The sequence below is a fragment of the Noviherbaspirillum aerium genome (assembly GCF_008929045.1).
Taxonomy (GTDB): Bacteria; Pseudomonadota; Gammaproteobacteria; order Burkholderiales; family Burkholderiaceae_D; genus Noviherbaspirillum; species Noviherbaspirillum aerium.
The window spans coordinates 186,591-205,957 of sequence record NZ_VFAH01000011.1 but is presented as its reverse complement, the minus strand read 5'-3'; the positions used below and the strand labels follow the sequence as shown (position 1 = coordinate 205,957).

Genomic DNA, 19,367 nt, shown 5'->3' with positions numbered 1-19,367 from the left:
GAAGATCAACTACAAGGGCGTGACCGGCAATATCGTCTTCGACAACCGCGGCGATATCAAGAACGGCACCCTCACGCTCTACACCTACAAGGGTGGCAAGCGCGAACAGCTGGCTGTCGTGAAGTAATTCTTACGATTTGTCGCTTGACGAAAGCCCGGTCTTTGGACCGGGCTTTTTTGCGTCTGCGGTATCAGCACCTGCATTCAAATCAGAAAGCAAGATGCAATAAAAGGCAAAAAGAGGCAATAAAAAAGCGCCCTTCAGGGCGCTTGTCCGGCATGAAGGAAGGCTGCGCTTATTTCTGCGACAGGATCCACTTCACCAGCGTACGGGATTCCGCTTCGCTGACCTGCGCGTTTGCCGGCATCGGCACTGCACCCCAGACGCCTGCACCGCCCTTGATCACTTTCTGGACCAGCTTGTCCTCGGCATCCTTCTGGCCGGCGTACTTCGCCGCGACGTCCTTGAAGGACGGGCCGACAACCTTGTTACCGATAGCGTGGCATGCCATGCAATTCTTGGATTTCGCCAGATCCGCATTCGCCAACGCCGCATTCGACACCAGTGCACCTGCCGCCAACAAGACCAACAAAGAAGCTTTCATTCATATCTCCAGTTGAAAAAGCCGCACCATTTTACTGCGTTTCAATTCAAATCATGTAATGCAGATCATGTAGTGCATATCAACGCAAACGTGGCATTTGATGAACGGGTTGACGCCGACAATTGACCGTTACATTCTTTAGCAATATCCTGCAGGAAAGGAATTTGCCATGCCTATCATCATTGCCATTGTTTCATTGTCCATTCTGCGCTATTTCGAAGTCGGGCCATTCGCCGAGCTGTCATGGTGGTGGATTGCAGGCCTGCTGCTGATTGCTTTCGTCTGGTTCGAGTTCATTGAGCGCATGCTGGGTCTTGACAAGCGCAAGGCGAACAAGCAACAGGACAAGGCACGCCAGGAGCGTATCAGCAAGGCATTCAAGAAGTAATACCAATCCCAAGTCATAAGCTGCCGTCCACCACATGAAAAAGGGCGCTTTCGCGCCCCTTTCATTGCACTGTCTGCCTGACGAGCGTCATTACCGCTTGAGCTGGGCCAGGTCGCGCACTGCGCCGCGGTCGGCGGAAGTTGCCAGCGCCGCATAGGCCTGCAAGGCCTGGGACACGACGCGCTCCCGATTCTCCGGCTTCCATGCCTTGTCACCCTTGGCCTCCATCGCAGCGCGGCGCTGCGCCAGTTCGGCATCGCTGATGGCGAGATGAATGCGGCGCTCAGGGATGTCGATTTCGATCATGTCGCCGTCATTGACCAGGCCGATCGCGCCGCCCTCCGCCGCTTCCGGCGAGGCATGGCCGATCACCAGGCCGGACGAGCCGCCGGAGAAGCGGCCGTCGGTGAACAGCGCGCACTTCTTGCCCAGTCCCTTGGACTTGATGTACGACGTCGGATACAGCATTTCCTGCATGCCCGGGCCGCCCTTCGGTCCTTCGTAACGAATGATCACGACTTCGCCTTCCTTGACCACGTCGCCGAGGATTGCCTCGACAGCGGCGTCCTGGCTTTCGAACACGCGGGCCTTGCCGGTGAACTTGAGGATGCTTTCATCGACGCCCGCGGTCTTGACGATGCAGCCCTTCTCGGCCAGGTTGCCGTACAGGACGGCCAGGCCGCCATCCTTGGAATACGCATGTTCCTTGTCGCGGATGCAGCCATGGGCGCGGTCGTCGTCGAGCTTGTCGAAACGCTTGTCCTGGGAAAACGCGACCTGGGTCGGCACGCCGCCCGGGGCGGCCAGGAAGCGCTTCTGCACCGCGGCGTCCTTGTTGATCATGATGTCGTTCTTGGCAATCGACTCCGCCATGGTCTTGCTGTGGACCGTCGGGACCGTCGTGTCGAGCAGGCCGGCCCGATCGAGCTCGCCGAGAATGCCGACGATGCCGCCGGCGCGATGCACGTCTTCAATGTGGTAATCCTGCGTTGCCGGCGCCACCTTGCACAGGCAGGGCACCTTGCGCGAAATGCGGTCGATGTCGGCCATGGTGAAGTCCACGCCGGCTTCCTGCGCGGCCGCCAGCAGGTGCAGCACGGTGTTGGTGGAACCGCCCATCGACACGTCGAGCGCCATCGCATTCTCGAAAGCGGTCTTGGTGGCGATGTTGCGCGGCAGGACCGAGGCATCGTCCTGTTCGTAATAGCGCTTGGCCAGTTCGACGACGAGGCGGCCCGCGTTCAGGAACAGTTCCTTGCGGTCGGCATGGGTTGCGACGATGGTGCCGTTGCCGGGCAGCGAAAGGCCCAGCGCTTCAGTCAGGCAGTTCATCGAATTGGCGGTGAACATACCGGAGCAGGAACCGCAGGTCGGGCACGCGGAGCGTTCGATATTGGCGACCTGGGCGTCGGAGATCTTGGGATCGCCGGCCTGGATCATGGCATCGATCAGGTCGACCTTGATGATTTTCTGCATGCCTTCCTGCTTGCCGTGCAGGGCTTCGATCACCTTGCCCGCTTCCATCGGCCCGCCGGAAACGAAAACCACCGGAATGTTCAGGCGCATGGCGGCCATCAGCATGCCGGGAGTGATCTTGTCGCAATTGGAAATGCAGACCATCGCGTCGGCGCAGTGGGCATTGACCATGTACTCGACCGAATCGGCGATCAGTTCGCGGGACGGCAGCGAATACAGCATGCCGCCGTGGCCCATCGCGATGCCGTCGTCGACCGCGATGGTGTTGAATTCCTTGGCGACGCCGCCTGCCGCTTCGATTTCGCGCGCCACCATCTGGCCCAGGTCCTTCAGGTGCACGTGGCCGGGCACGAACTGCGTGAAGGAGTTGACTACCGCGATGATCGGCTTTTCAAAATCGCCATCCTTCATGCCGGTGGCGCGCCAGAGCGCGCGGGCACCGGCCATGTTGCGGCCGTGGGTGGTGGTGCGGGAACGGTACTGAGGCATGCTCGTCTCCAATAAAGCAAAATGGGCAACGGCTCGCCGGGAGCCGGAGCAAAGACCGCAAGAGTGCCTTGCCCATTGCCGGGTGTCAAATATATGATTCATTCCTCACTGATATGAATTGCATATGAATATCGAACTGCGCCAGCTGCGCTATTTCGTTGCCGTGGCCGAGGAAAACCACTTCGGACGCGCGGCCGCACGCCTGCACATGACGCAGCCGCCGCTGTCCCAGACCATACAGGCGCTGGAGGCGGCGCTCGGTATCCTCCTGTTCGAGCGCACCCGGCGCAGCGTTGCGCTGACACCCGCCGGCGAAGCGCTGCTGCCGGAAGCGCGGCGCATCCTGCAGCAGGCGGCCGCCCTGCCCGATCTTGCCCGGCGCGCGGCATCCGGGGAATCCGGCATGCTGTCCCTGTCCTTCGTTTCCACGGCCGACTACAGCGTGCTGCCGCCCCTGCTGCGGGAGTTCCGCGAGCGTCATCCGCAGATCCACATCGATCTGCGCGAAGCCACTACCGACGTGCAGCTGGAGGACCTGATGCACGGCCGCATCGATGCCGGCCTGCTGATACCGCCGCTGCATGACAAGGCCCGCCTCGAACTGGATTATCTGGCGGTCATATCCGAACCGCTGGTGCTTGCGGCGCCTCAAGGACTCAAGTCCCTGCGCGGTCGGCGGACAACGCGCCTGGAAGAAGTGGCGGACATGCCCCTGATCATCTTTCCACGGCGCATCGCCCCCGCCTTTTACGATGCCATTCTGGGATGTTTCCGTGATGTAGGCTTGACACCCCGCATCGGGCAGGAAGCCATCCAGATGCAAACTATTGTCGGCCTGGTATCGGCCGGCATGGGTATTGCGCTTGTGCCACAATCCGTGTCGAACCTGAAACGGCCGGGTGTGGAATACCGCCCGCTGGAAGACGGAGCCGTTTCCATAGAAACCGGACTTGCCTGGCGCCGCGACAACCGGTCACCGGTGCTGCGGACCTTCCTTGAACTGCTAAGAAGAAAGAAATAGATGCTTACACACCCGCTTCCCGACCCGATTGCCTTTTCCATCGGACCCTTGTCGGTCCATTGGTATGGATTGATGTATCTGGTGGCGTTCGTGCAGTTTCTGGTACTGGGACGGATGCGGGCGCGCCAGCCGCACATGGCAGCGGCCGGATGGAAACCGGAAGACCTTGACGACATGCTGTTCTACGGCGTGCTCGGCGTCATCATCGGCGGACGGCTCGGCGAGGTGCTGTTTTACCAGCCGGCGTATTACTTTGCGCATCCACTGGAAATATTCGCCGTCTGGAAGGGCGGCATGTCCTTTCATGGCGGCTTCATCGGCGTGCTGCTGGCCATGTCGCTGTGGGCGCGCAAGACCGGGCGCAGCACTGTCGCGGTGTACGATTTCATCGCGCCGATGGTGCCGCTCGGTTATGCCGCGGGGCGCATCGGCAACTTCATCAATGCCGAACTCCCCGGCCGTCCCGCCGATCCGTCCCTGCCCTGGGCGATGATCTGGCCGAACGTCGACACCATCCCTCGCCACCCCTCGCCGATCTACCAGGCGCTGGTCGATGGCCTGCTGCTGTTCATCATCGTGTGGATCTACGCCCGCAAGCAGCGGCCTCCGCTCGCGGTCGGCGCGCTGTTCGTCGGCCTGTATGGACTGGCGCGGTTTTTCACCGAGTATTTCCGCACGCCCGATTACGAAGTCCATTTCGCCGGACTGACCATTTCCGCAGGCCAGATGCTGTCATTGCCGATGGTGGCATTCGGCATCATCGCCCTGATCATTACTTATCGCAGGCAGCGCGCCTGAACGCTCATGTCGGACATTCATGTTAACTGCGATGGACAGGTCGCCAAGGTCTGCCTGTCGAACCCCGGCAAGCTCAATGCCGTTGACATTGGCATGTGGAGAAGGCTACGCGAGGTCTTCGGCGAACTGGCGGCGGATGATGCGCTGCGGTGCGTCGTGGTGCATGGCGAAGATGGGAATTTTGCCGCCGGCGCCGACATCGAGGAATTTGCCGCCAGCCGCGGCACCCTCGAACAGGGTGTCGAATACCATACCGAACTCATCGGCAAGGCACTGCAGATGATCGCCGAATGCCCTCATCCCACCATCGCCGCCATCGAGGGCGTATGCGTGGGCGGCGGGCTGGAGATCGCCTCGGCCTGCGATATGCGCATTGCATCGCCGCAGTCACGCTTCGGCATTCCCATCAACCGCCTCGGTTTCGCCCTCGCCCCGGGCGAAATGCAGCACCTGCTGAATCTGATTGGCAAGGCGGCGACCCTGGAAATCCTTCTGGAAGGACGTGTCTTCGGCGCCGTCGAAGCGCAGGAGAAGGGATTGATCAATCGTATCGCCGATGACGTGCCCTCTGCCGCGATGGAAGCTGCGCGCCGCATTGCGCAGGGGGCGCCGCTCGCCGCGCGCATGAACAAAATGCTGGCGCGCAGGCTGTCATCGGCGGTTCCGCTTACCGAACAGGAGATGCAGGCCGCTTTTGCCCTGCTTGAGTCGCAGGACTACCGCGAAGGCATCGCAAGCTTTCTCGAAAAACGCAAACCCGTATTCAAAGGACAATGACAACAATGAACGCCAATCTGTACGCCCTTTTCGAGAGCCGTTTTCCGGAAGACCGCACGGCCTGCTGCATCGAGACGCATGAAGGCCTGTACTACTCATGGAACGACATCGATCGCGCCAGCGCGAAGATGGCCAATCTGCTCAAGGGGCTGAAACTGGAGAAAGGCGCGCGCGTCGCCGTCCAGGTGGAAAAGTCGCCCGAAGCGCTGATCCTGTATCTCGCCACGATACGCGCCGGCTATGTCTACCTGCCGCTGAACATCGCCTACCGTGCCGCGGAGATGGCTTACTTCATCGACAATGCCCAGCCCGAAGTCGTGGTGTGCTCGCCGCAGAACTTCGGCTGGATCTCGCAGATCGCCTTTGCCAGCGGAACGAAGCATGTCTTCACGCTGGGAGAGGACCGCACCGGATCGCTATTGGTACGCGCCGCGCTGCAGTCGAACAGTTTCGAGACCGTGCACAGTGCGCCGGATGACCTCGCCGCCATCCTCTATACCTCGGGCACGACCGGTCGCAGCAAGGGTGCGATGCTCAGCCACGAGAACCTGAGCTCGAACGCGCTGGTCCTGCATGAGTACTGGCGCTGGCAGCCGGGCGATGTACTGCTGCATGCGCTGCCGCTATTCCATGTGCACGGACTGTTCGTGGCTTCGCACGGTGCGCTGCTCAACGGCAGCAAGATGATTTTCCTGCCGCGCTTCGACTCCGCCGAAGTGCTGCGCTGCCTGCCGCGCGCAAGCGTGTTCATGGGCGTGCCGACCTATTACGTCCGCCTGCTGGCCGAACCGTCCTTCGACAAGACTCTCTGCGCCGGCATGCGGCTCTTCGTCTCCGGTTCCGCCCCCCTGCTGATGGATACCTTCAACCAGTTCAGGGAGCGCACCGGCCACACGATACTGGAACGCTATGGCATGAGCGAAACCACCATGCTGGTATCGAACCCTTATGACGGCGAGCGCATCGGCGGCACGGTGGGCCTGCCCCTGCCGGGCGTATCGGTACGCGTTGTCAAAGGCGATGGCACGCCATGCGGCACCGATGAGGTCGGCGACATCCAGGTCAAGGGCCCCAATGTCTTTCGCGGCTACTGGCGCATGCCGGAAAAGACAGCGGAGGAATTCACCGACGATGGCTATTTCAAGACCGGCGATGTGGGAAAGTTCGATGCGCGCGGCTACCTCAGCATCCTCGGCCGCAGCAAGGACCTGATCATTTCCGGCGGCTACAACGTCTATCCGAAGGAAGTGGAGTCCTTCATTGATGAAATGGATGGCGTGTTGGAATCGGCGGTCATCGGCATCCCGCATCCGGATTTCGGCGAGGCAGTCACGGCGGTTGTGGTCACCAGGACCGATAATGCCCTGACCGAACTGGACATCATCAATGAGCTGAAATCGAAGATCGCGAATTTCAAGGTGCCCAAGCGCGTAGTCTTCGTGCATGACCTGCCCCGCAATGCCATGGGCAAGGTGCAAAAGAACATGCTGCGGGATCAGTTCAAGAACGCTTGAACAGCATGGCGGCGGCATGCGTTTTCATGCCGCCGCAGCCGTTTTCAATGCCCCGCAGATAGCTAGGCAAACGACTTGTAGAGCATGTATCCCGCCAGGGCATACAGCAGAATGGCAAACACCCGCTTGAGGGACTTTACCGGCAGCTTGTGCGCAGTCCTGGCGCCCAGCGGCGCCGTGGTGACGCTGGCGATGGAAATTACCAGCAGCGCGGGCAGATAGATAAAGCCCAGCGAGCCGCTCGGCAGGCCCGGCTCATTGAGACCGAAATAGATATTCGACAGGGTACCGGCGAGCGCGATCGGGAAACCCAATGCGGCGCTGGTAGCCACGGCATTATGAATCTTCACGTTGCACCAGGTCATGAAGGGAACGGAGATGAAGCCGCCGCCCGCTCCCACCAGTCCGGCCAGCACGCCGATGACGCCGCCTGCGGCAAACATGCCAGGAGGGTTCGGCAGATCACGCGAGGCGGCCGGCTTCTTGTCGATCAGCATCTGCGTTGCGGAGAATGCGACAAAGACCGCGAACGACAATGCCAGCACCGAAGAATTGAGCTGCGATCCTATCCACGGCCCGATCCAGGAACCAATCAGGATGCCGGGCGCAAGCAGCTTGACCACATTCCACAGCACCGCGCCCCGCGCATGATGCGCACGCACAGACGAAATTGAAGTGAACATGATGGTTGCCAGCGAGGTGGCAATGGCCATATGGACGATATGCTCCTGAGGAAAATTCCTGGCAGTCAGCACCATGGTCATGAACGGCACCAGCAGCATGCCGCCGCCAATGCCCAGTAATCCTGCGGCGTACCCCACGGCCGCTCCCAGCACCAGCAACGCCGCAACCAGCGAAATGTCCATCGTATGCTTTCTAGTTATTATGAAATTGAAATGCAGTCGATGATACACCGCCATTCGGAAGGGGATACGGGAGTGATGGAAAGCCGGTTGCCGCGCTTGAGGATCTGCATGTCGGCAAGATCGGGATGGCTTCTCATTTCGGCCAGCGGCATCAGCCGGGTCTTGCGGGTGGCGCGCACATCGACCAGCAGCCAGCGCGGATTTTCCCGGCTTGACTTCGGATCATGGTATTTGCTCGCGGGATCGAACTGCGTCGGATCCGGATAAGGAGTGCTCGCGACTTCGGCCAGGCCGGCAATGCCCGGCTCCGCACAGCTAGAATGGTAGAAGAGCACGCCGTCGCCGACACGCATCGCATCCCGCATGAAGTTACGCGCCTGATAGTTGCGCACGCCTGTCCAGGGAACCACGCCGCCCGGCGCAACCAGCGCATCATCAATGCTCACCTCATCGGGTTCGGATTTCATCAACCAGTATTGCTTGTTCATCTCTCGAAGGATCAGTCATCAAGAATCCGTTGTGCGGACAAGCGCGTCATGCACTCTGTCCTGCCTTGTCCCGCCATGCGGGCAAAGTCAGCGCGCATAAAAAAGCGGCTGCATTTGCATGCAGCCGCCTGGGTATAAAGCCCCGCCTGTGCCGTCTTTGCCGGCATCCCGAACCTAGCGGTTCAAGGTGGTCACAGTTAGCTCAATTTCGGGTTCATCGGACTAGCGACGATCACGCCCATCGAACGATATTCCGCAACCTATGCTCATAAATGGTTCAAGGAATATATGGCAATCGCGAACACGGCAGGAGACTTAAGTTTACTCGAATAGCGCCTGCTGTCAAAGGCCTGAGAGAAAATATTCCTGATGTTTTTATGGAACTAAAAAAGATTTTCCTGAGGGGCAAGCGCCGCGTCGAGTACCGTATGCATCGCGGCAATTTTCTGCTTGACGTCGGCTACCGTCATGTCGGCAAACGGTCCGTCCTCGGTTTTTGTCGTAAGAAATTCTGCGGCAATGCCAAGCGCGGCCATGACGGCAATGCGATCCGTGCCCTTGATCTTGCCGGCATCGCGAATCGTGCACATCTTCTGGTCCAGATAATCCACTGCCTGCCGCAAGGCGACTTCCTCGCCTTCCCTGCATGCCAGCTTGTAGGGCTGGCCCATGATAGTTACGTCGACCTGGATCACGCCGCCTCCTCGTTGGCTTCATCAGCGGCCGGGATCTGCTCCAGCAATGCCGAAACGCGCTGACAGGCTTCCTCGATCCGCTTCGCGAGATCGGCATTTTCGGCGGTAGCCGAGGCAAGGGAAGCACGCAGCTCGGCATTTTCGCGGCGCAGCGACTTGGTCAGCTCGGCAAGCTGCTCGATTTTTTCGGAAAGTTGATGAAATTCGGAAATCATGCCGCAACTATAGTAGGCTTGACGAATTTGAGTCAATAGATTCGATAATTCAATTACTTGGATGTGCTTTTTGAGGGCTTTCCTGAACCTTCCTCGCTGACGGGACGGAAAAAGTCGCGACCATCCGGCCGCATCATGCCTAACGCGCTCTTGCTTCCTTGAATACCGGTTAATAGAATGCATTGCATGGGGCGGTAGCTCAGCTGGGAGAGCGTCGCGTTCGCAATGCGAAGGTCGGGAGTTCGATCCTCCTCCGCTCCACACGGTCCGCCTGTGATCTGCAGCGCCGCTGTTGCGCCGCCTGCCCCCTCTTCTTTTCGCCTCCGCTTTTTCGTCGCGACAATCACTTCAGGCTACACTTGGCACATTTCGTGCAAAGCATCCGCGTCCAATATGGCAATGTCAGGAATGCAACCAAGCGCAAGTGTCGCCAGGAGAGTTCATGTTTAAAGATTTGAGTATCCAGAAAAAGCTCTATGCCGGTTTCGGCGCCATCGTTGCCCTGCTTCTCGTTCTTCTTCTCACTGCCTTCTACCATTTCAATCAACTCACCATGGCCAACGGCTGGGACCGTCATACGCTGCAGCTTCTGCTGCGCAGCAACGGGCTTGAGGCTGAAATCCGCGATGTCCAGGCCCAGTTCCGGGGCTATGTCCTTACCGGAAGCGAAAAGCTTCTGCAAACGATGGGCGAAAGCGAAACTTCCATGCGGGAGCATCTGCGCCAGTTGAAAACCCTGTCGGCGGACAATCCTACGCAGCAGGACCGCCTGAGAAAGATCGAGCCGCTGCTGAACAACTGGCTGAGGAACATTGTCCAGCCCATGATTGAAAAGCGCCGCAGCATGCCTTCGACCCCCGGGGCACTGGAACAGCTGTCGCGAGATCCGCTGATCACGGCGGGTTTTGCGGATGTTGCAGCGGCACATGAGTTGCTGTCGGATTTCAATGCGGATGAAAATCGTCTCCTGACGGCGCGTTCGTCGGACGCGGACAGTGCACGGCGCAACATGCTGCTTCTGCTCTCCATCGGCGGGATGGCGGCCGTGCTGACGGCACTGCTGATCGCCGTTTCGCTGGCCCGTTCCATACTGCTTCCGCTCGGACATCTCACCAATGCGCTGAACCGGATGGCGGCGGGCGACCCGTCGGCGCGCGCCGAGGTGCAGAGCCGTGACGATCTGGGCCAGGTGACAGCGCAGTTCAACCACATGGCGCAGACGCTTCAGGATAGCCAGGCGCGAGAAAGACAGTCGACCGATGAACTGAAACGCAAGGTCGACCTGCTTCTCGATGTGGTGTCGCGCGCAGCCAGGGGCGACCTGACAGGCCGGATTGCCGTAAGCGGCGAAGATGCGATCGGTCGCCTGGGGGGCGGACTTGCCACCATGTTCGACAACCTGCGTGTTCTGCTGGACCGGGTACAGAAGGCGGGCATCCAGGTTGCCACCTCCACCACCGAGATCGCGGCCTCGGCGCGGCAGCAGGAATCCACCGGCGTCGAGCAGGCGCAGACCAGCATCGAAGTCCTGAGCACCACCAAGGAAATCTCGGCCAATACCGCACAGCTCGTCAAGGCGATGCAGGAAGTCAACCAGGTGGCGGAAGATACCAATTCGGCCACCACCGACGCCCTGGGCAATCTGCGCCGCATGGACCACAGCATGCAGCGCATGGTGAGCGCGACCGATTCCATCAATGCCAAGCTGGCCGCGCTGTCGGAAAAGGCGAGCAACATCAACGCGGTGCTGACAACGATCACCAAGGTTGCGGACCAGACCAATATCCTTTCCCTCAATGCGGCGATCGAAGCCGAAAAGGCCGGCGAGGCCGGCCGCGGATTTTCCGTCGTCGCCACCGAGATCCGACGGCTGGCCGACCAGACATCGGTCGCCACCTGGGATATCGAGCAGATGCTCAAGGAAATGCAGTCCGCGGTATCGGCCAGCGTCATGGGCATGGACAAGTTCTCCGAGGACATCCGGCGCAGCGTCGAAGAGACGCGGCAAGTCAGCGACGGCCTGACCATCGTCGTCGAACAGGTGCAAAAACTGCCGCCCCGCTTCGACATGGTGCTGGAAGGCATGCAGTCGCAGGCGGTGGGTGCGTCGCAGATCACCGAAACGATGACGCAGTTGAACGATGCCACGCAGCAGGCGGTCGATGCATTGAAGGCCACCAGCGAAGCCGTGCAGCAACTGCAGTACGCGGCAAAAGACCTGCAGGCGGGCGTATCCAGCTTTGCGGTCAACATGTAAAAGGCAGGACTTCAGCGCGCCAGCGAACGCCCGCGCCGCATACCCGACAGCAAAGACAGCACACAGTCATTCAGTCATTCAGCCACACGGAACGCCATGCAGTTTCTGATCTTCCATCTCGACAAGGACCGCTATGCGCTGGCGACCGCCGGTCTCTTGCGGGTATTGCCGCTGATGGAACTGAAATCCCTGCCGCAGGCCCCCGCCTTCGTCGCCGGCCTGATGAACCTGCATGGAAGTCCCGTTCCGGTGATAGACCTTTGCCGGCTGGCCTGCGGCCGCTCGCATGCCGCCCGTTTCGACACGCGCATCCTGCTGGTCGAGTACCCCATGGGCGAAGGGCAAGTGCATAGGCTGGGCCTGATCGCCGAGCAGGTGGAAGGCATGGCAAGGTTCGATGCAGCGCAACTGAGCGGAAGCGGCGTATCCAGTGAAAAGGCGCCTTACCTGGGAAAGGTGGGCACGCATGGCAATGGCATCGTGCAGATCCTCCATCCTGAACAGCTTCTCACCGACGACGTGCGCAGCATCCTGTTTCCGGAAAATGGAGGCAAGGCCACATGATGCTCGCCCTGTCCAACCGCCTCCGGCTCGAGACCGGGATGAAGCTCGCGCACGACGCCATCGAGCATGCGGTGCGCCGGCGCATGCGCGAGGTCGGCGAGGCCAATCTGAACGCCTATGCGCTTCATGCGTTGAATGATGAGGGGGAAATGTCCATCCTGGTCGATCAGATCGTCGTTCCGGAGACCTGGTTCTTTCGCGATGCCGATGCCTTTTCCGCAGCGGCGAACTTCGTCGCGCAGCTGATGCGCAATGGCCGGCGTCCGGCGCGGCTGCTGAGCATTCCCTGTGCAACCGGAGAAGAACCGTATTCGATGGCGATCGCGCTGGCCGAGGCAGGCATCGCACCGGGAGAAGTCATCCTCGAAGCCATCGATGTAAGCCGGGGAGCGCTCGAGCGCGCCAGACTTGGCGTCTATCAGCGCAATGCGTTTCGCACCAGCGATCTGGGCTTTCGGGACAAGTATTTTCACCGGGGCGACCACGGCTATGAACTGCATCAGGAGATCCGCGCCGCCGTGCGGTTTCGCTGCGCGAATCTCCTGACGCTGGAAGCGTCGGCTCCGGGAGAACAATTCGACGTGATCTTCTGCCGCAATCTCCTGATTTATTTTGACGAGGCCGCGCAGCGCAACGCCGCAGCCAGGCTGAAGTCACTGCTTCGCGACGACGGTCTGCTGCTGTCCGGATATGCGGAGACCAACGCCTTCATCCAGCACGGCTTTGCCGCCGCTCCGTATCCGAGGGCATTCGCTCTGACCAAGGCCGCAGCCTCGACGGCAAATGCAAATGCAAATGCAAATACAAGTGCAAATGCGCCGCTCGCAACAGCATCCGGCCACCTGCAACGCAAGCGTGCGCTGCCGCCGGCGTCACCACCGCATGCACCTCGTTCGCCACAGATTCTGCAGCCTCCAACAATGTTACAAACACCGCAGCCGGCCATGGCGTCGCAACCGGATGGGGGTCTGAAAGCCATCCTGCGCCAGGCACGCGAGACCGCGGATGCCGGCGATCGGCAAGGAGCCGAGCGACTGTATCAGCGCTGCCTGCAACTGGCTCCGGATTGCGCGGAAGCCTACTTCATGCTGGGACTGCTGCTTGAACGGCAGCATGATGCAAGGGCGGCGGCCGAACATCTCCGCCGCGCGGTGTACCTTGAACCCGATCATTACGAAGCCCTGTGCCACCTCGCACTGCTGGCCGAGCAGGATGGCGATGCCGATGCCGCCAGGCAGTTCCGGCAAAGGGCTGCGCGCGTATTCGAACGCCGGTCCGGAACGCGAGGCAAATCATGAATCATTCCTTTATGAATAATCCGAATGCTGACTGCTGGAATCGCAGCGGCGTACGCGGCGACCGCAGTTGCGAACGCCTTGGCGAACACGGGCATTGCCGTCATTGCGACGTGTATTCCTCCGCGGCCGCCGAGGTCATGCAAAGACCGCTGTCGCAGCAGTATCTCCAGGAATGGGCCGACGTCTTTGCCCGTCCGCAGGATACGCGAAGCCGCACCGACCAGTCGGCGCTGGTGTTTCGCATCGGCCGGGAATGGCTTGCCTTGCCGACGCGCCTGGCGCTGGCGGTAGCGGATCCGCGCGTGCCGCATCGCCTGCCGCACAGAAGCGCCGGCCCCTTGCTGGGCATCGTCGGCATACAGGGGCGCATCTACCCTTGCATGTCGCTCGCCGCGCTGCTTGGCATTGCGGGCGAGCAGCCGCCTGCACTTCCGGGTCAGCGTGTCTATCCGCGCCTGTTGCTGATGCAGTTCGGCCAGCAGGCCTTCGCCTTGCCGGTGGACGATCTGCAGGGAATACACCGCCATGCGGCGGACCAGCTGCAGCCTCTGCCGGCGACGCTGGTCGAATCGCGGCATCGTTACATGCGCGGCATACTTGTCCTTGAGGAGCAGCGCGTCGGCTGCCTCGATGAAGAATTGGTCGGCTACCAGTTGAACGGAGCACTGCGATGACAGACGACAGTGCAGATGACTACAGCGGCATGTCGCTGCAAGCCCTGTTCCGCAGCGAAGCCGAAAGCCAGGCACAGGTGCTGACCTCGGGCCTGCTTGCGCTCGAACATGATGCCGGCGACATGAAAACGCTCGATGGCCTGATGCGTGCCGCTCACTCGCTCAAGGGGGCCGCGCGCATCGTCAATCTCGAAGCGGTCGAGCGTGTTTCCCATGTGATGGAGGACTGCTTCGTCGCCGCACAGAAGGGCCGGCTGCAATTGACCCAGGCCAGGCTTGACCGCCTGCTTGCGGGCGTCGATCTCGTCACCAAAATCGCTTCCCTGGGCGAAGACACTGCGCCCGCTTGGCTGGAGCAGAACAAGCTCGCCATCTCCAGCCTGCTTGTGAGCCTGTACGAGGCCGCGGATCCGGCAAAACTGAACGATGCGCCGTCCGGAACAGCAGCCGCACCGGTTGCGCCCCCGGCACCCGCCGCTCCTGCCGCATCCGCAATACCAGACGTCGGGCCGGCTTCCATCGAACCGGGAAATGCATCAGTCGTCTCCGCGTACACGCCGGCAGCCGAACCGGCCGCGATTGCGGATGACCAGTTCATCAAGGTCAATACCCGGAGTTTCGATCGCCTGCTCTCCCTTGCCGGCGAGTCGCGCGTCGCGGCCCACGCCATGCGTCCCCATCTGCAGGCAATGCAGCGCCTGAAGAAACAGCAGCAGGATCTGACCGCCGCCTTCGATCTCCTGAACGAGGCGTTGCCGGCGACGGCAATGGACGAACTGATGCGGGAAAGATGGCTCGCCGTGCATCAGCGCATCAAGCCGCTGCGGCAGACACTGGTGCAGCAGCTCGCCGAACTGGAAGCGTACGAGCGGCGTCTGCTGGGCGTATCGCAGGCGATGCTGGACGAAGTCCTTGCGCTGCGAATGCGGCCATTCCGCGATGGCGTGGGCGCGTTTCCGCGCATGGTGCGCGATCTCGGCCGCAGCCTGGGCAAGCAGGTAAGACTCGAGATCGGCGGACTCGACACCATGGTGGACCGGGATATCCTGGCCCGCATGGAAACCCCGATCAACCAGATCCTGCGCAACGCCATCGACCACGGCATGGAAGCGCCCGAAGTGCGCGCGGCGGCCGGCAAGCCGGCGCAGGGCACCATCCATCTTGAAGCACGGCATAGCGCAGGCATGCTGACCGTGGTGGTCAGCGACGACGGCCAGGGCGTGGACCTGGAAAGGATTCGCCGCAAGGTCATCGAAAGACGCATGGCAAGCGATGCGATGGCCGCGGCGATGAGCGCCGCCGAATTGCTGGATTTCCTGCTGCTTCCGGCATTCAGTCTGCGCGATACCGCAAATGAGGTATCCGGGCGCGGCGTCGGACTCGACGTGGTCCAGGTAACGGTCAGGCAGCTCAACGGCACGGTGCGCCTGGAAAGCGAACCGGGCAAGGGATTCCGCACGACGATCACCCTGCCGCTGTCGCAGTCGATCGTGCGCGCCATCGTGATTGATATCGGCGGCGAAGCCTATGCCGTGCCGGTCACCAAGATCGAGCGCATCATGCGCGTTACCCGGGAAGACATCCATATCCTCGAAGACAAGCAGTTCTTCGCATTCGGCCATGAACATGTCGGCCTGGTGTCCGCCGCCCAGCTGCTCGAACTTGGCGGCAGCGGCGTGGCCGACGGCCCCGTACCAGTGGTGATCATCGGGTCTTCCCAGCAGAGGCATGCGCTGGCCGTCGATGCGATACGCGGAGAATACAGTCTCGCCGTGCAGCCGATCGAAGACATGTTCGGCAAGATGAAATCGGTCTCCGCGGCGGCCTTGCTTGACGACGGATCACCGGTGCTCATCCTCGACATTGATGATGTCATGACCGGAATCCTGCGACTTGCCGAGTCCGGTGCGCTGCGCCGGCTCGAAGGCTTGCCTGAAAAGGCCCGAACCGCTGCAAGGCGCGTCCTGGTGGTGGACGATTCCCTCACGGTGCGGGAAGTGGAGCGCAAGCTGCTGGCTTCCCGCGGCTACGATGTCGATGTCGCGGTCGACGGCATGGATGGCTGGAATGCCGTGCGCAGCCATCACTATGATCTCGTCATCACCGATGTCGACATGCCGCGCATGGATGGCATCGAACTGGTCATGCTGATCAAGAGGGACGAACAGCTGCGGCGCACCCCCGTGATGATCGTGTCCTACAAGGACCGGCCGGAAGACCGTTCCCGCGGCATCGAGGCCGGCGCCGATTATTACCTGACCAAGGGAAGTTTCCATGACGAGACGCTCATTGAAGCGGTGATCGACCTGATTGGAGAAAGCGCGTGAGGATTGCCATTGTCAATGATGTCGTGCTGATCGGCGAAGCGCTGCGCCGCATGATAGTGCAAACATCCGAACACCAGGTGATCTGGGTGGCGCGCGACGGCGAACAGGCCGTCCAATTCTGCAGCCAGAACCGCCCCGACCTGATCCTGATGGATTTGCTCATGCCGGGCATCGACGGCGTGGAAACCACGCGCCGCATCATGCAGGAAGCCCCCTGCGCCATCCTGCTCGTCACCGCATCGCCCGAGGACAATACCGGACTGGTGTTCCGCGCACTCGGCGCCGGCGCGCTCGACGTTACCGCGACACCGATCATTACAGGCAAGCCAGGCATGGACAGCGCACTGCTGGCCAAGATCCGGACGATAGGCAAGCTGATTGCGGCCGACAAGCCATCTTCCGCGAGGACGGCCAGCCCCGGCAAGGTGACGTCCGAGACCGGCACGGAACCTCGCACCCTGGTTACCATCGGCTCATCGACCGGAGGGCCGGTCGCGCTGGCGCGCATCCTCGGAGCGTGGACGCCGCCGGAAGACTGTACCGTTGTCATCGTTCAGCACATCGATGAAAACTTCACCGACAGCTTCGCCAAATGGCTTGGACAACAAATCAAGCGGCCGATCACGGTGATCGAGGATCACATGCGCCTCGAGCGGGACCGCATCTACATGGCCAAGACCAATGATCACCTGGTGTTCGACGGCGACCGCAAGTTCAGTTACAGCGCGAATCCGCGCGACTATCCCTACCGCCCGTCGGTCGATGTGTTTTTCCGCTGCGTGGCGCTGCACTGGCATGGCAACGCCATCGGCATCCTGCTGACGGGAATGGGGCGCGACGGCGCCCAGGGCCTGCTGGCGATGCGCCATGCCGCCATGCTGACCATCACGCAGGATCAGGCCAGCAGCGCGGTGTACGGCATGCCGCGCGCCGCCGCCGAGATCGGCGCGGCGGAACTGGTGCTGCCGCTGGAGAGGATTGCGGGGGAACTGGGGCAGCGTGTCGGCGGGCGTGGCGGATAGTCTAGAGCGGTTTCACCCTGACCTGCCGGCCGATCCCGGACAGATTGCAGTTGAAGTGCCTGGCAATACTTCTTCCTGTATCAGGATGCTGGGTCCCGCAAGCTGGACGAATAATGCGGATGAGGTAAGTTTGAAGACGGCAAACCGGCCTAACCGGGTGGAGCATGGTCGGACCAAAGTGCACGCCTGAAGGCTATCTCGTCCGCTGCAGGTGGTGGAACGACCGGCCATACATGCGAATTGACCGCAAGATCAAGAGCTTGCCGCAGTTGAATATATCCCGGCACAGTATTTAATTGAACCATCGGGCCAGAGATGCCTGGCAGTTCGAATGGTGTCAAGTCATATGCAATTCCTTCAAGGCCATTGATTCGTTCACGCATAATTCCTGCCGCAGGGTTGGCAATACGGCGCTGAGCCACAGCGACGGCAAGCCACTTGATCTCATCGGTGATCGCGGCGACCAGATCACGCAATATCATCTTGTTGCGTATTTGGTTTTCTTGTTCCGAATTTCGAATGGCTTTTGCAGAATCCAGAAGTAAGGCGATATGCATCAGCGGGTCACCTCCCCTCCTGTTTTCAAGCGCGCCTTTCAGAATAATGGGCACCATGGACTCGCCGTGTCTGAAATGCCTCGCTTGCCTAATCAAGGACGATACGATCTTCACTGCTATGTCGCTTGGAACCAAATCATCTGGATTGAACAGACCGGTGGCCACACCGACATCCAGAGCGGCAGGAGACTGGGTATATTTTGGCGGTAGACGGTTCGGCGCAAGAACTCGCAGAAAGAGCCGAGCCAGCATTTTCGGATCGATACCTCCCACCTGATGTTCTTGGGGAATTTCCGCAGCCAGTCTATAAAGTATCTCCCCTCTTTCAGCCGCAGTGATACTGGTAGATCCCACCAAAAACTTCAATTCTTTTAGTAAAGCGGAAGACGAAGGGTCACTCAAGCTTTGAGTACCGAGAGGCTTACGCAATTTCCTTAAATTGCGTTCGACACGCATATTCAAATCGGCAGAGAGCTCAATGTGTCCCATTACTTCCGCATATCCGGGCAGTATATGAACTTCTGGATCGTTGCTTACAGGCCCGGAGCCTGTACCAGCCTGAGAGGTCAAGGCTTGCCTCCTGGCCTCCGTCGAATAGTCCGGCAACAAGCCTCGAAGCGTCTGCTCATGAATATCTTCATGAGTGCGTAGTCTAGGGGCTGAGGCGGGAAGTAAGCTTGCAGGTCGTCTACCAGGATGAAGCGTCTGTGCTCCGATGGCTTCCAGGTAGGCCTTGATTGCAGCATACAACGGAGGAAACTGCGCCAATGATGGTGTTCCGGTAACGGCAGGATTCAGGCTGCGTTCCAACTCTTGCTGAACCGCCTGCAGCAAAGGAGCAAGCACTGCTCTGTTCTTACTTGGCTGCACGGGAAGACGTGCATTCGCATTCGTGAGATGCGCCTGCAAATTCTCTCTGTCTACTTCATCTACTCCCTGTGCCGTGAACGCTCTTTCCACTTGGCGCCCTGCATCATAGAGTTTCTTCAGTGCATTGTACGCATAAGGCGGGTTGGAATTACGACATGCTCTAGCCGCTTCCAAAAAGCTATCGCTCGCGCGATTTACGTCGTTGCTGTGAGTTGCCAAGGGGCGCTGCACTGCTGCATTTCCTGGCGCGGGCGCGGCATTCTGTTGACGACTCGGAAGAAGTTGACGGACAGACGTCATTAGCGAATTCAAAGGACGAACCATTACACATTTTCTCCTGAAGAACCGACCAAATTCTGAGCCCGTCACCGGCGACTTGGCATGGAAACCGTCTATCCAGATAGACAATGTAAGGTGGGTGTCGCGTATTGGCATCCAGTTCCATTATTTTTCTGAATGTCGCGAG

General features: G+C 60.2%; 18 protein-coding genes, 1 tRNA gene, 1 other RNA gene and 1 pseudogene. 13 read left to right on the top strand and 8 right to left on the bottom strand.

Annotated features, from left to right (window positions below; genetic code table 11):
• Positions 1-127: pseudogene (locus FH061_RS17285) on the top strand (branched-chain amino acid ABC transporter substrate-binding protein); the annotation flags it as partial.
• A 169-nt stretch (positions 128-296) separates the two neighbouring features.
• On the opposite strand, the gene FH061_RS17280 reads toward FH061_RS17285, so the two are convergent.
• Positions 297-605: a c-type cytochrome gene (locus FH061_RS17280; protein WP_151637071.1), complete on the bottom strand. Its 309-nt coding sequence runs from the start codon at positions 603-605 to the stop codon at positions 297-299.
• Positions 606-774: 169 nt separating this feature from the next.
• Between FH061_RS17280 and FH061_RS17275 the strand changes: the two genes are divergently transcribed.
• A complete protein-coding gene (locus tag FH061_RS17275; protein ID WP_151637070.1) occupies positions 775-993 on the top strand; it encodes a TIGR04438 family Trp-rich protein in 219 nt (72 codons plus the stop codon).
• 90 nt (positions 994-1,083) lie between these two features.
• On the opposite strand, the gene ilvD is transcribed toward FH061_RS17275, so the two are convergent.
• A complete protein-coding gene (gene ilvD, locus FH061_RS17270) occupies positions 1,084-2,958 on the bottom strand; it encodes a dihydroxy-acid dehydratase (protein ID WP_151637069.1) in 1,875 nt (624 codons plus the stop codon).
• Between the two features lie 124 nt (positions 2,959-3,082).
• Between ilvD and FH061_RS17265 the strand changes: the two genes are divergently transcribed.
• The 4 genes from FH061_RS17265 to FH061_RS17250 are packed head-to-tail and all read left to right on the top strand — an operon-like array spanning position 3,083 to position 7,068.
• Positions 3,083-3,979, top strand: coding sequence for a LysR substrate-binding domain-containing protein (locus FH061_RS17265; RefSeq protein ID WP_151637068.1), 897 nt, complete (start codon positions 3,083-3,085; stop codon positions 3,977-3,979).
• Positions 3,980-4,777 carry a prolipoprotein diacylglyceryl transferase gene (gene lgt / locus FH061_RS17260; protein WP_151637067.1) on the top strand — a complete coding sequence of 266 codons (798 nt, stop codon included), beginning with the start codon at positions 3,980-3,982 and terminating at the stop codon, positions 4,775-4,777.
• Between the two features lie 6 nt (positions 4,778-4,783).
• The gene (locus FH061_RS17255) at positions 4,784-5,554 is read left to right on the top strand and encodes an enoyl-CoA hydratase/isomerase family protein (RefSeq protein ID WP_151637066.1); all 771 of its coding nucleotides are present in this window, start codon (positions 4,784-4,786) and stop codon (positions 5,552-5,554) included.
• A gap of 5 nt (positions 5,555-5,559) precedes the next feature.
• On the top strand, positions 5,560-7,068 hold the full coding sequence (locus FH061_RS17250; RefSeq protein ID WP_151637087.1) for a malonate--CoA ligase: 1,509 nt from the start codon (positions 5,560-5,562) through the stop codon (positions 7,066-7,068).
• A 62-nt stretch (positions 7,069-7,130) separates the two neighbouring features.
• Here FH061_RS17250 and FH061_RS17245 read toward each other — a convergent pair whose 3' ends face one another.
• The 5 genes from FH061_RS17245 to FH061_RS31635 form a co-directional block, all read right to left on the bottom strand.
• The gene (locus FH061_RS17245) at positions 7,131-7,934 is read right to left on the bottom strand and encodes a sulfite exporter TauE/SafE family protein (protein ID WP_151637065.1); all 804 of its coding nucleotides are present in this window, start codon (positions 7,932-7,934) and stop codon (positions 7,131-7,133) included.
• Positions 7,935-7,951: 17 nt separating this feature from the next.
• Positions 7,952-8,401: an EVE domain-containing protein gene (locus tag FH061_RS17240; RefSeq protein WP_192805111.1), complete on the bottom strand. Its 450-nt coding sequence runs from the start codon at positions 8,399-8,401 to the stop codon at positions 7,952-7,954.
• A 156-nt stretch (positions 8,402-8,557) separates the two neighbouring features.
• Positions 8,558-8,738, bottom strand: a non-coding RNA gene (ssrS, locus tag FH061_RS17235) — 6S RNA.
• Positions 8,739-8,805: 67 nt separating this feature from the next.
• Positions 8,806-9,117 (bottom strand): cell division protein ZapA, encoded by a 312-nt coding sequence (locus FH061_RS17230; RefSeq protein ID WP_151637063.1) that lies wholly within the window; start codon positions 9,115-9,117, stop codon positions 8,806-8,808.
• Complete coding sequence (locus FH061_RS31635) at positions 9,114-9,515, bottom strand: hypothetical protein (RefSeq protein WP_318841024.1); 402 nt, start codon at positions 9,513-9,515, stop codon at positions 9,114-9,116. Before FH061_RS31635 ends, FH061_RS17230 begins: the two co-directional genes overlap by 4 nt.
• 5 nt (positions 9,516-9,520) lie before the next feature.
• Between FH061_RS31635 and FH061_RS17220 the strand changes: the two genes are divergently transcribed.
• From FH061_RS17220 to cheB, 7 genes are all read left to right on the top strand, one after another.
• Positions 9,521-9,593 (top strand) — tRNA-Ala (locus tag FH061_RS17220).
• A gap of 181 nt (positions 9,594-9,774) precedes the next feature.
• Positions 9,775-11,589 (top strand): methyl-accepting chemotaxis protein, encoded by a 1,815-nt coding sequence (locus FH061_RS17215; protein ID WP_151637062.1) that lies wholly within the window; start codon positions 9,775-9,777, stop codon positions 11,587-11,589.
• A gap of 96 nt (positions 11,590-11,685) precedes the next feature.
• Positions 11,686-12,153 carry a chemotaxis protein CheW gene (locus FH061_RS17210; RefSeq protein ID WP_151637061.1) on the top strand — a complete coding sequence of 156 codons (468 nt, stop codon included), beginning with the start codon at positions 11,686-11,688 and terminating at the stop codon, positions 12,151-12,153.
• Positions 12,150-13,451 carry a CheR family methyltransferase gene (locus FH061_RS17205; protein WP_151637060.1) on the top strand — a complete coding sequence of 434 codons (1,302 nt, stop codon included), beginning with the start codon at positions 12,150-12,152 and terminating at the stop codon, positions 13,449-13,451. The genes FH061_RS17210 and FH061_RS17205 overlap by 4 nt, the downstream gene beginning before the upstream one ends.
• Positions 13,448-14,125, top strand: a complete 678-nt coding sequence (locus FH061_RS17200; protein WP_151637059.1) for a chemotaxis protein CheW — start codon at positions 13,448-13,450, stop codon at positions 14,123-14,125. The genes FH061_RS17205 and FH061_RS17200 overlap by 4 nt, the downstream gene beginning before the upstream one ends.
• Positions 14,122-16,452, top strand: coding sequence for a hybrid sensor histidine kinase/response regulator (locus tag FH061_RS17195; RefSeq protein ID WP_151637058.1), 2,331 nt, complete (start codon positions 14,122-14,124; stop codon positions 16,450-16,452). Before FH061_RS17200 ends, FH061_RS17195 begins: the two co-directional genes overlap by 4 nt.
• Positions 16,449-17,474, top strand: coding sequence for a chemotaxis-specific protein-glutamate methyltransferase CheB (gene cheB, locus FH061_RS17190; protein WP_151637057.1), 1,026 nt, complete (start codon positions 16,449-16,451; stop codon positions 17,472-17,474). The genes FH061_RS17195 and cheB overlap by 4 nt, the downstream gene beginning before the upstream one ends.
• A gap of 149 nt (positions 17,475-17,623) precedes the next feature.
• On the opposite strand, the gene FH061_RS17185 is transcribed toward cheB, so the two are convergent.
• Positions 17,624-19,225, bottom strand: coding sequence for a hypothetical protein (locus FH061_RS17185; protein WP_151637056.1), 1,602 nt, complete (start codon positions 19,223-19,225; stop codon positions 17,624-17,626).
• Positions 19,226-19,367: the final 142 nt, after the last annotated feature.

What these genes read in the sequence shown, in the direction of transcription:
- FH061_RS17265 (WP_151637068.1), top strand. Translation starts at nt 3,083, where the DNA reads ATGAATATCGAACTGCGCCAGCTGCGCTATTTCGTTGCCGTGGCCGAG.
- FH061_RS17205 (WP_151637060.1), top strand. Translation starts at nt 12,150, where the DNA reads ATGATGCTCGCCCTGTCCAACCGCCTCCGGCTCGAGACCGGGATGAAG.
- FH061_RS31635 (WP_318841024.1), bottom strand. Translation starts at nt 9,515, where the DNA reads ATGCATTCTATTAACCGGTATTCAAGGAAGCAAGAGCGCGTTAGGCAT.
- FH061_RS17195 (WP_151637058.1), top strand. Translation starts at nt 14,122, where the DNA reads ATGACAGACGACAGTGCAGATGACTACAGCGGCATGTCGCTGCAAGCC.
- lgt (WP_151637067.1), top strand. Translation starts at nt 3,980, where the DNA reads ATGCTTACACACCCGCTTCCCGACCCGATTGCCTTTTCCATCGGACCC.
- FH061_RS17250 (WP_151637087.1), top strand. Translation starts at nt 5,560, where the DNA reads ATGAACGCCAATCTGTACGCCCTTTTCGAGAGCCGTTTTCCGGAAGAC.
- FH061_RS17185 (WP_151637056.1), bottom strand. Translation starts at nt 19,225, where the DNA reads ATGGTTCGTCCTTTGAATTCGCTAATGACGTCTGTCCGTCAACTTCTT.
- FH061_RS17200 (WP_151637059.1), top strand. Translation starts at nt 13,448, where the DNA reads ATGAATCATTCCTTTATGAATAATCCGAATGCTGACTGCTGGAATCGC.
- FH061_RS17245 (WP_151637065.1), bottom strand. Translation starts at nt 7,934, where the DNA reads ATGGACATTTCGCTGGTTGCGGCGTTGCTGGTGCTGGGAGCGGCCGTG.
- FH061_RS17210 (WP_151637061.1), top strand. Translation starts at nt 11,686, where the DNA reads ATGCAGTTTCTGATCTTCCATCTCGACAAGGACCGCTATGCGCTGGCG.
- FH061_RS17215 (WP_151637062.1), top strand. Translation starts at nt 9,775, where the DNA reads ATGTTTAAAGATTTGAGTATCCAGAAAAAGCTCTATGCCGGTTTCGGC.
- ilvD (WP_151637069.1), bottom strand. Translation starts at nt 2,958, where the DNA reads ATGCCTCAGTACCGTTCCCGCACCACCACCCACGGCCGCAACATGGCC.
- FH061_RS17275 (WP_151637070.1), top strand. Translation starts at nt 775, where the DNA reads ATGCCTATCATCATTGCCATTGTTTCATTGTCCATTCTGCGCTATTTC.
- FH061_RS17240 (WP_192805111.1), bottom strand. Translation starts at nt 8,401, where the DNA reads ATGAAATCCGAACCCGATGAGGTGAGCATTGATGATGCGCTGGTTGCG.
- FH061_RS17255 (WP_151637066.1), top strand. Translation starts at nt 4,784, where the DNA reads ATGTCGGACATTCATGTTAACTGCGATGGACAGGTCGCCAAGGTCTGC.
- FH061_RS17280 (WP_151637071.1), bottom strand. Translation starts at nt 605, where the DNA reads ATGAAAGCTTCTTTGTTGGTCTTGTTGGCGGCAGGTGCACTGGTGTCG.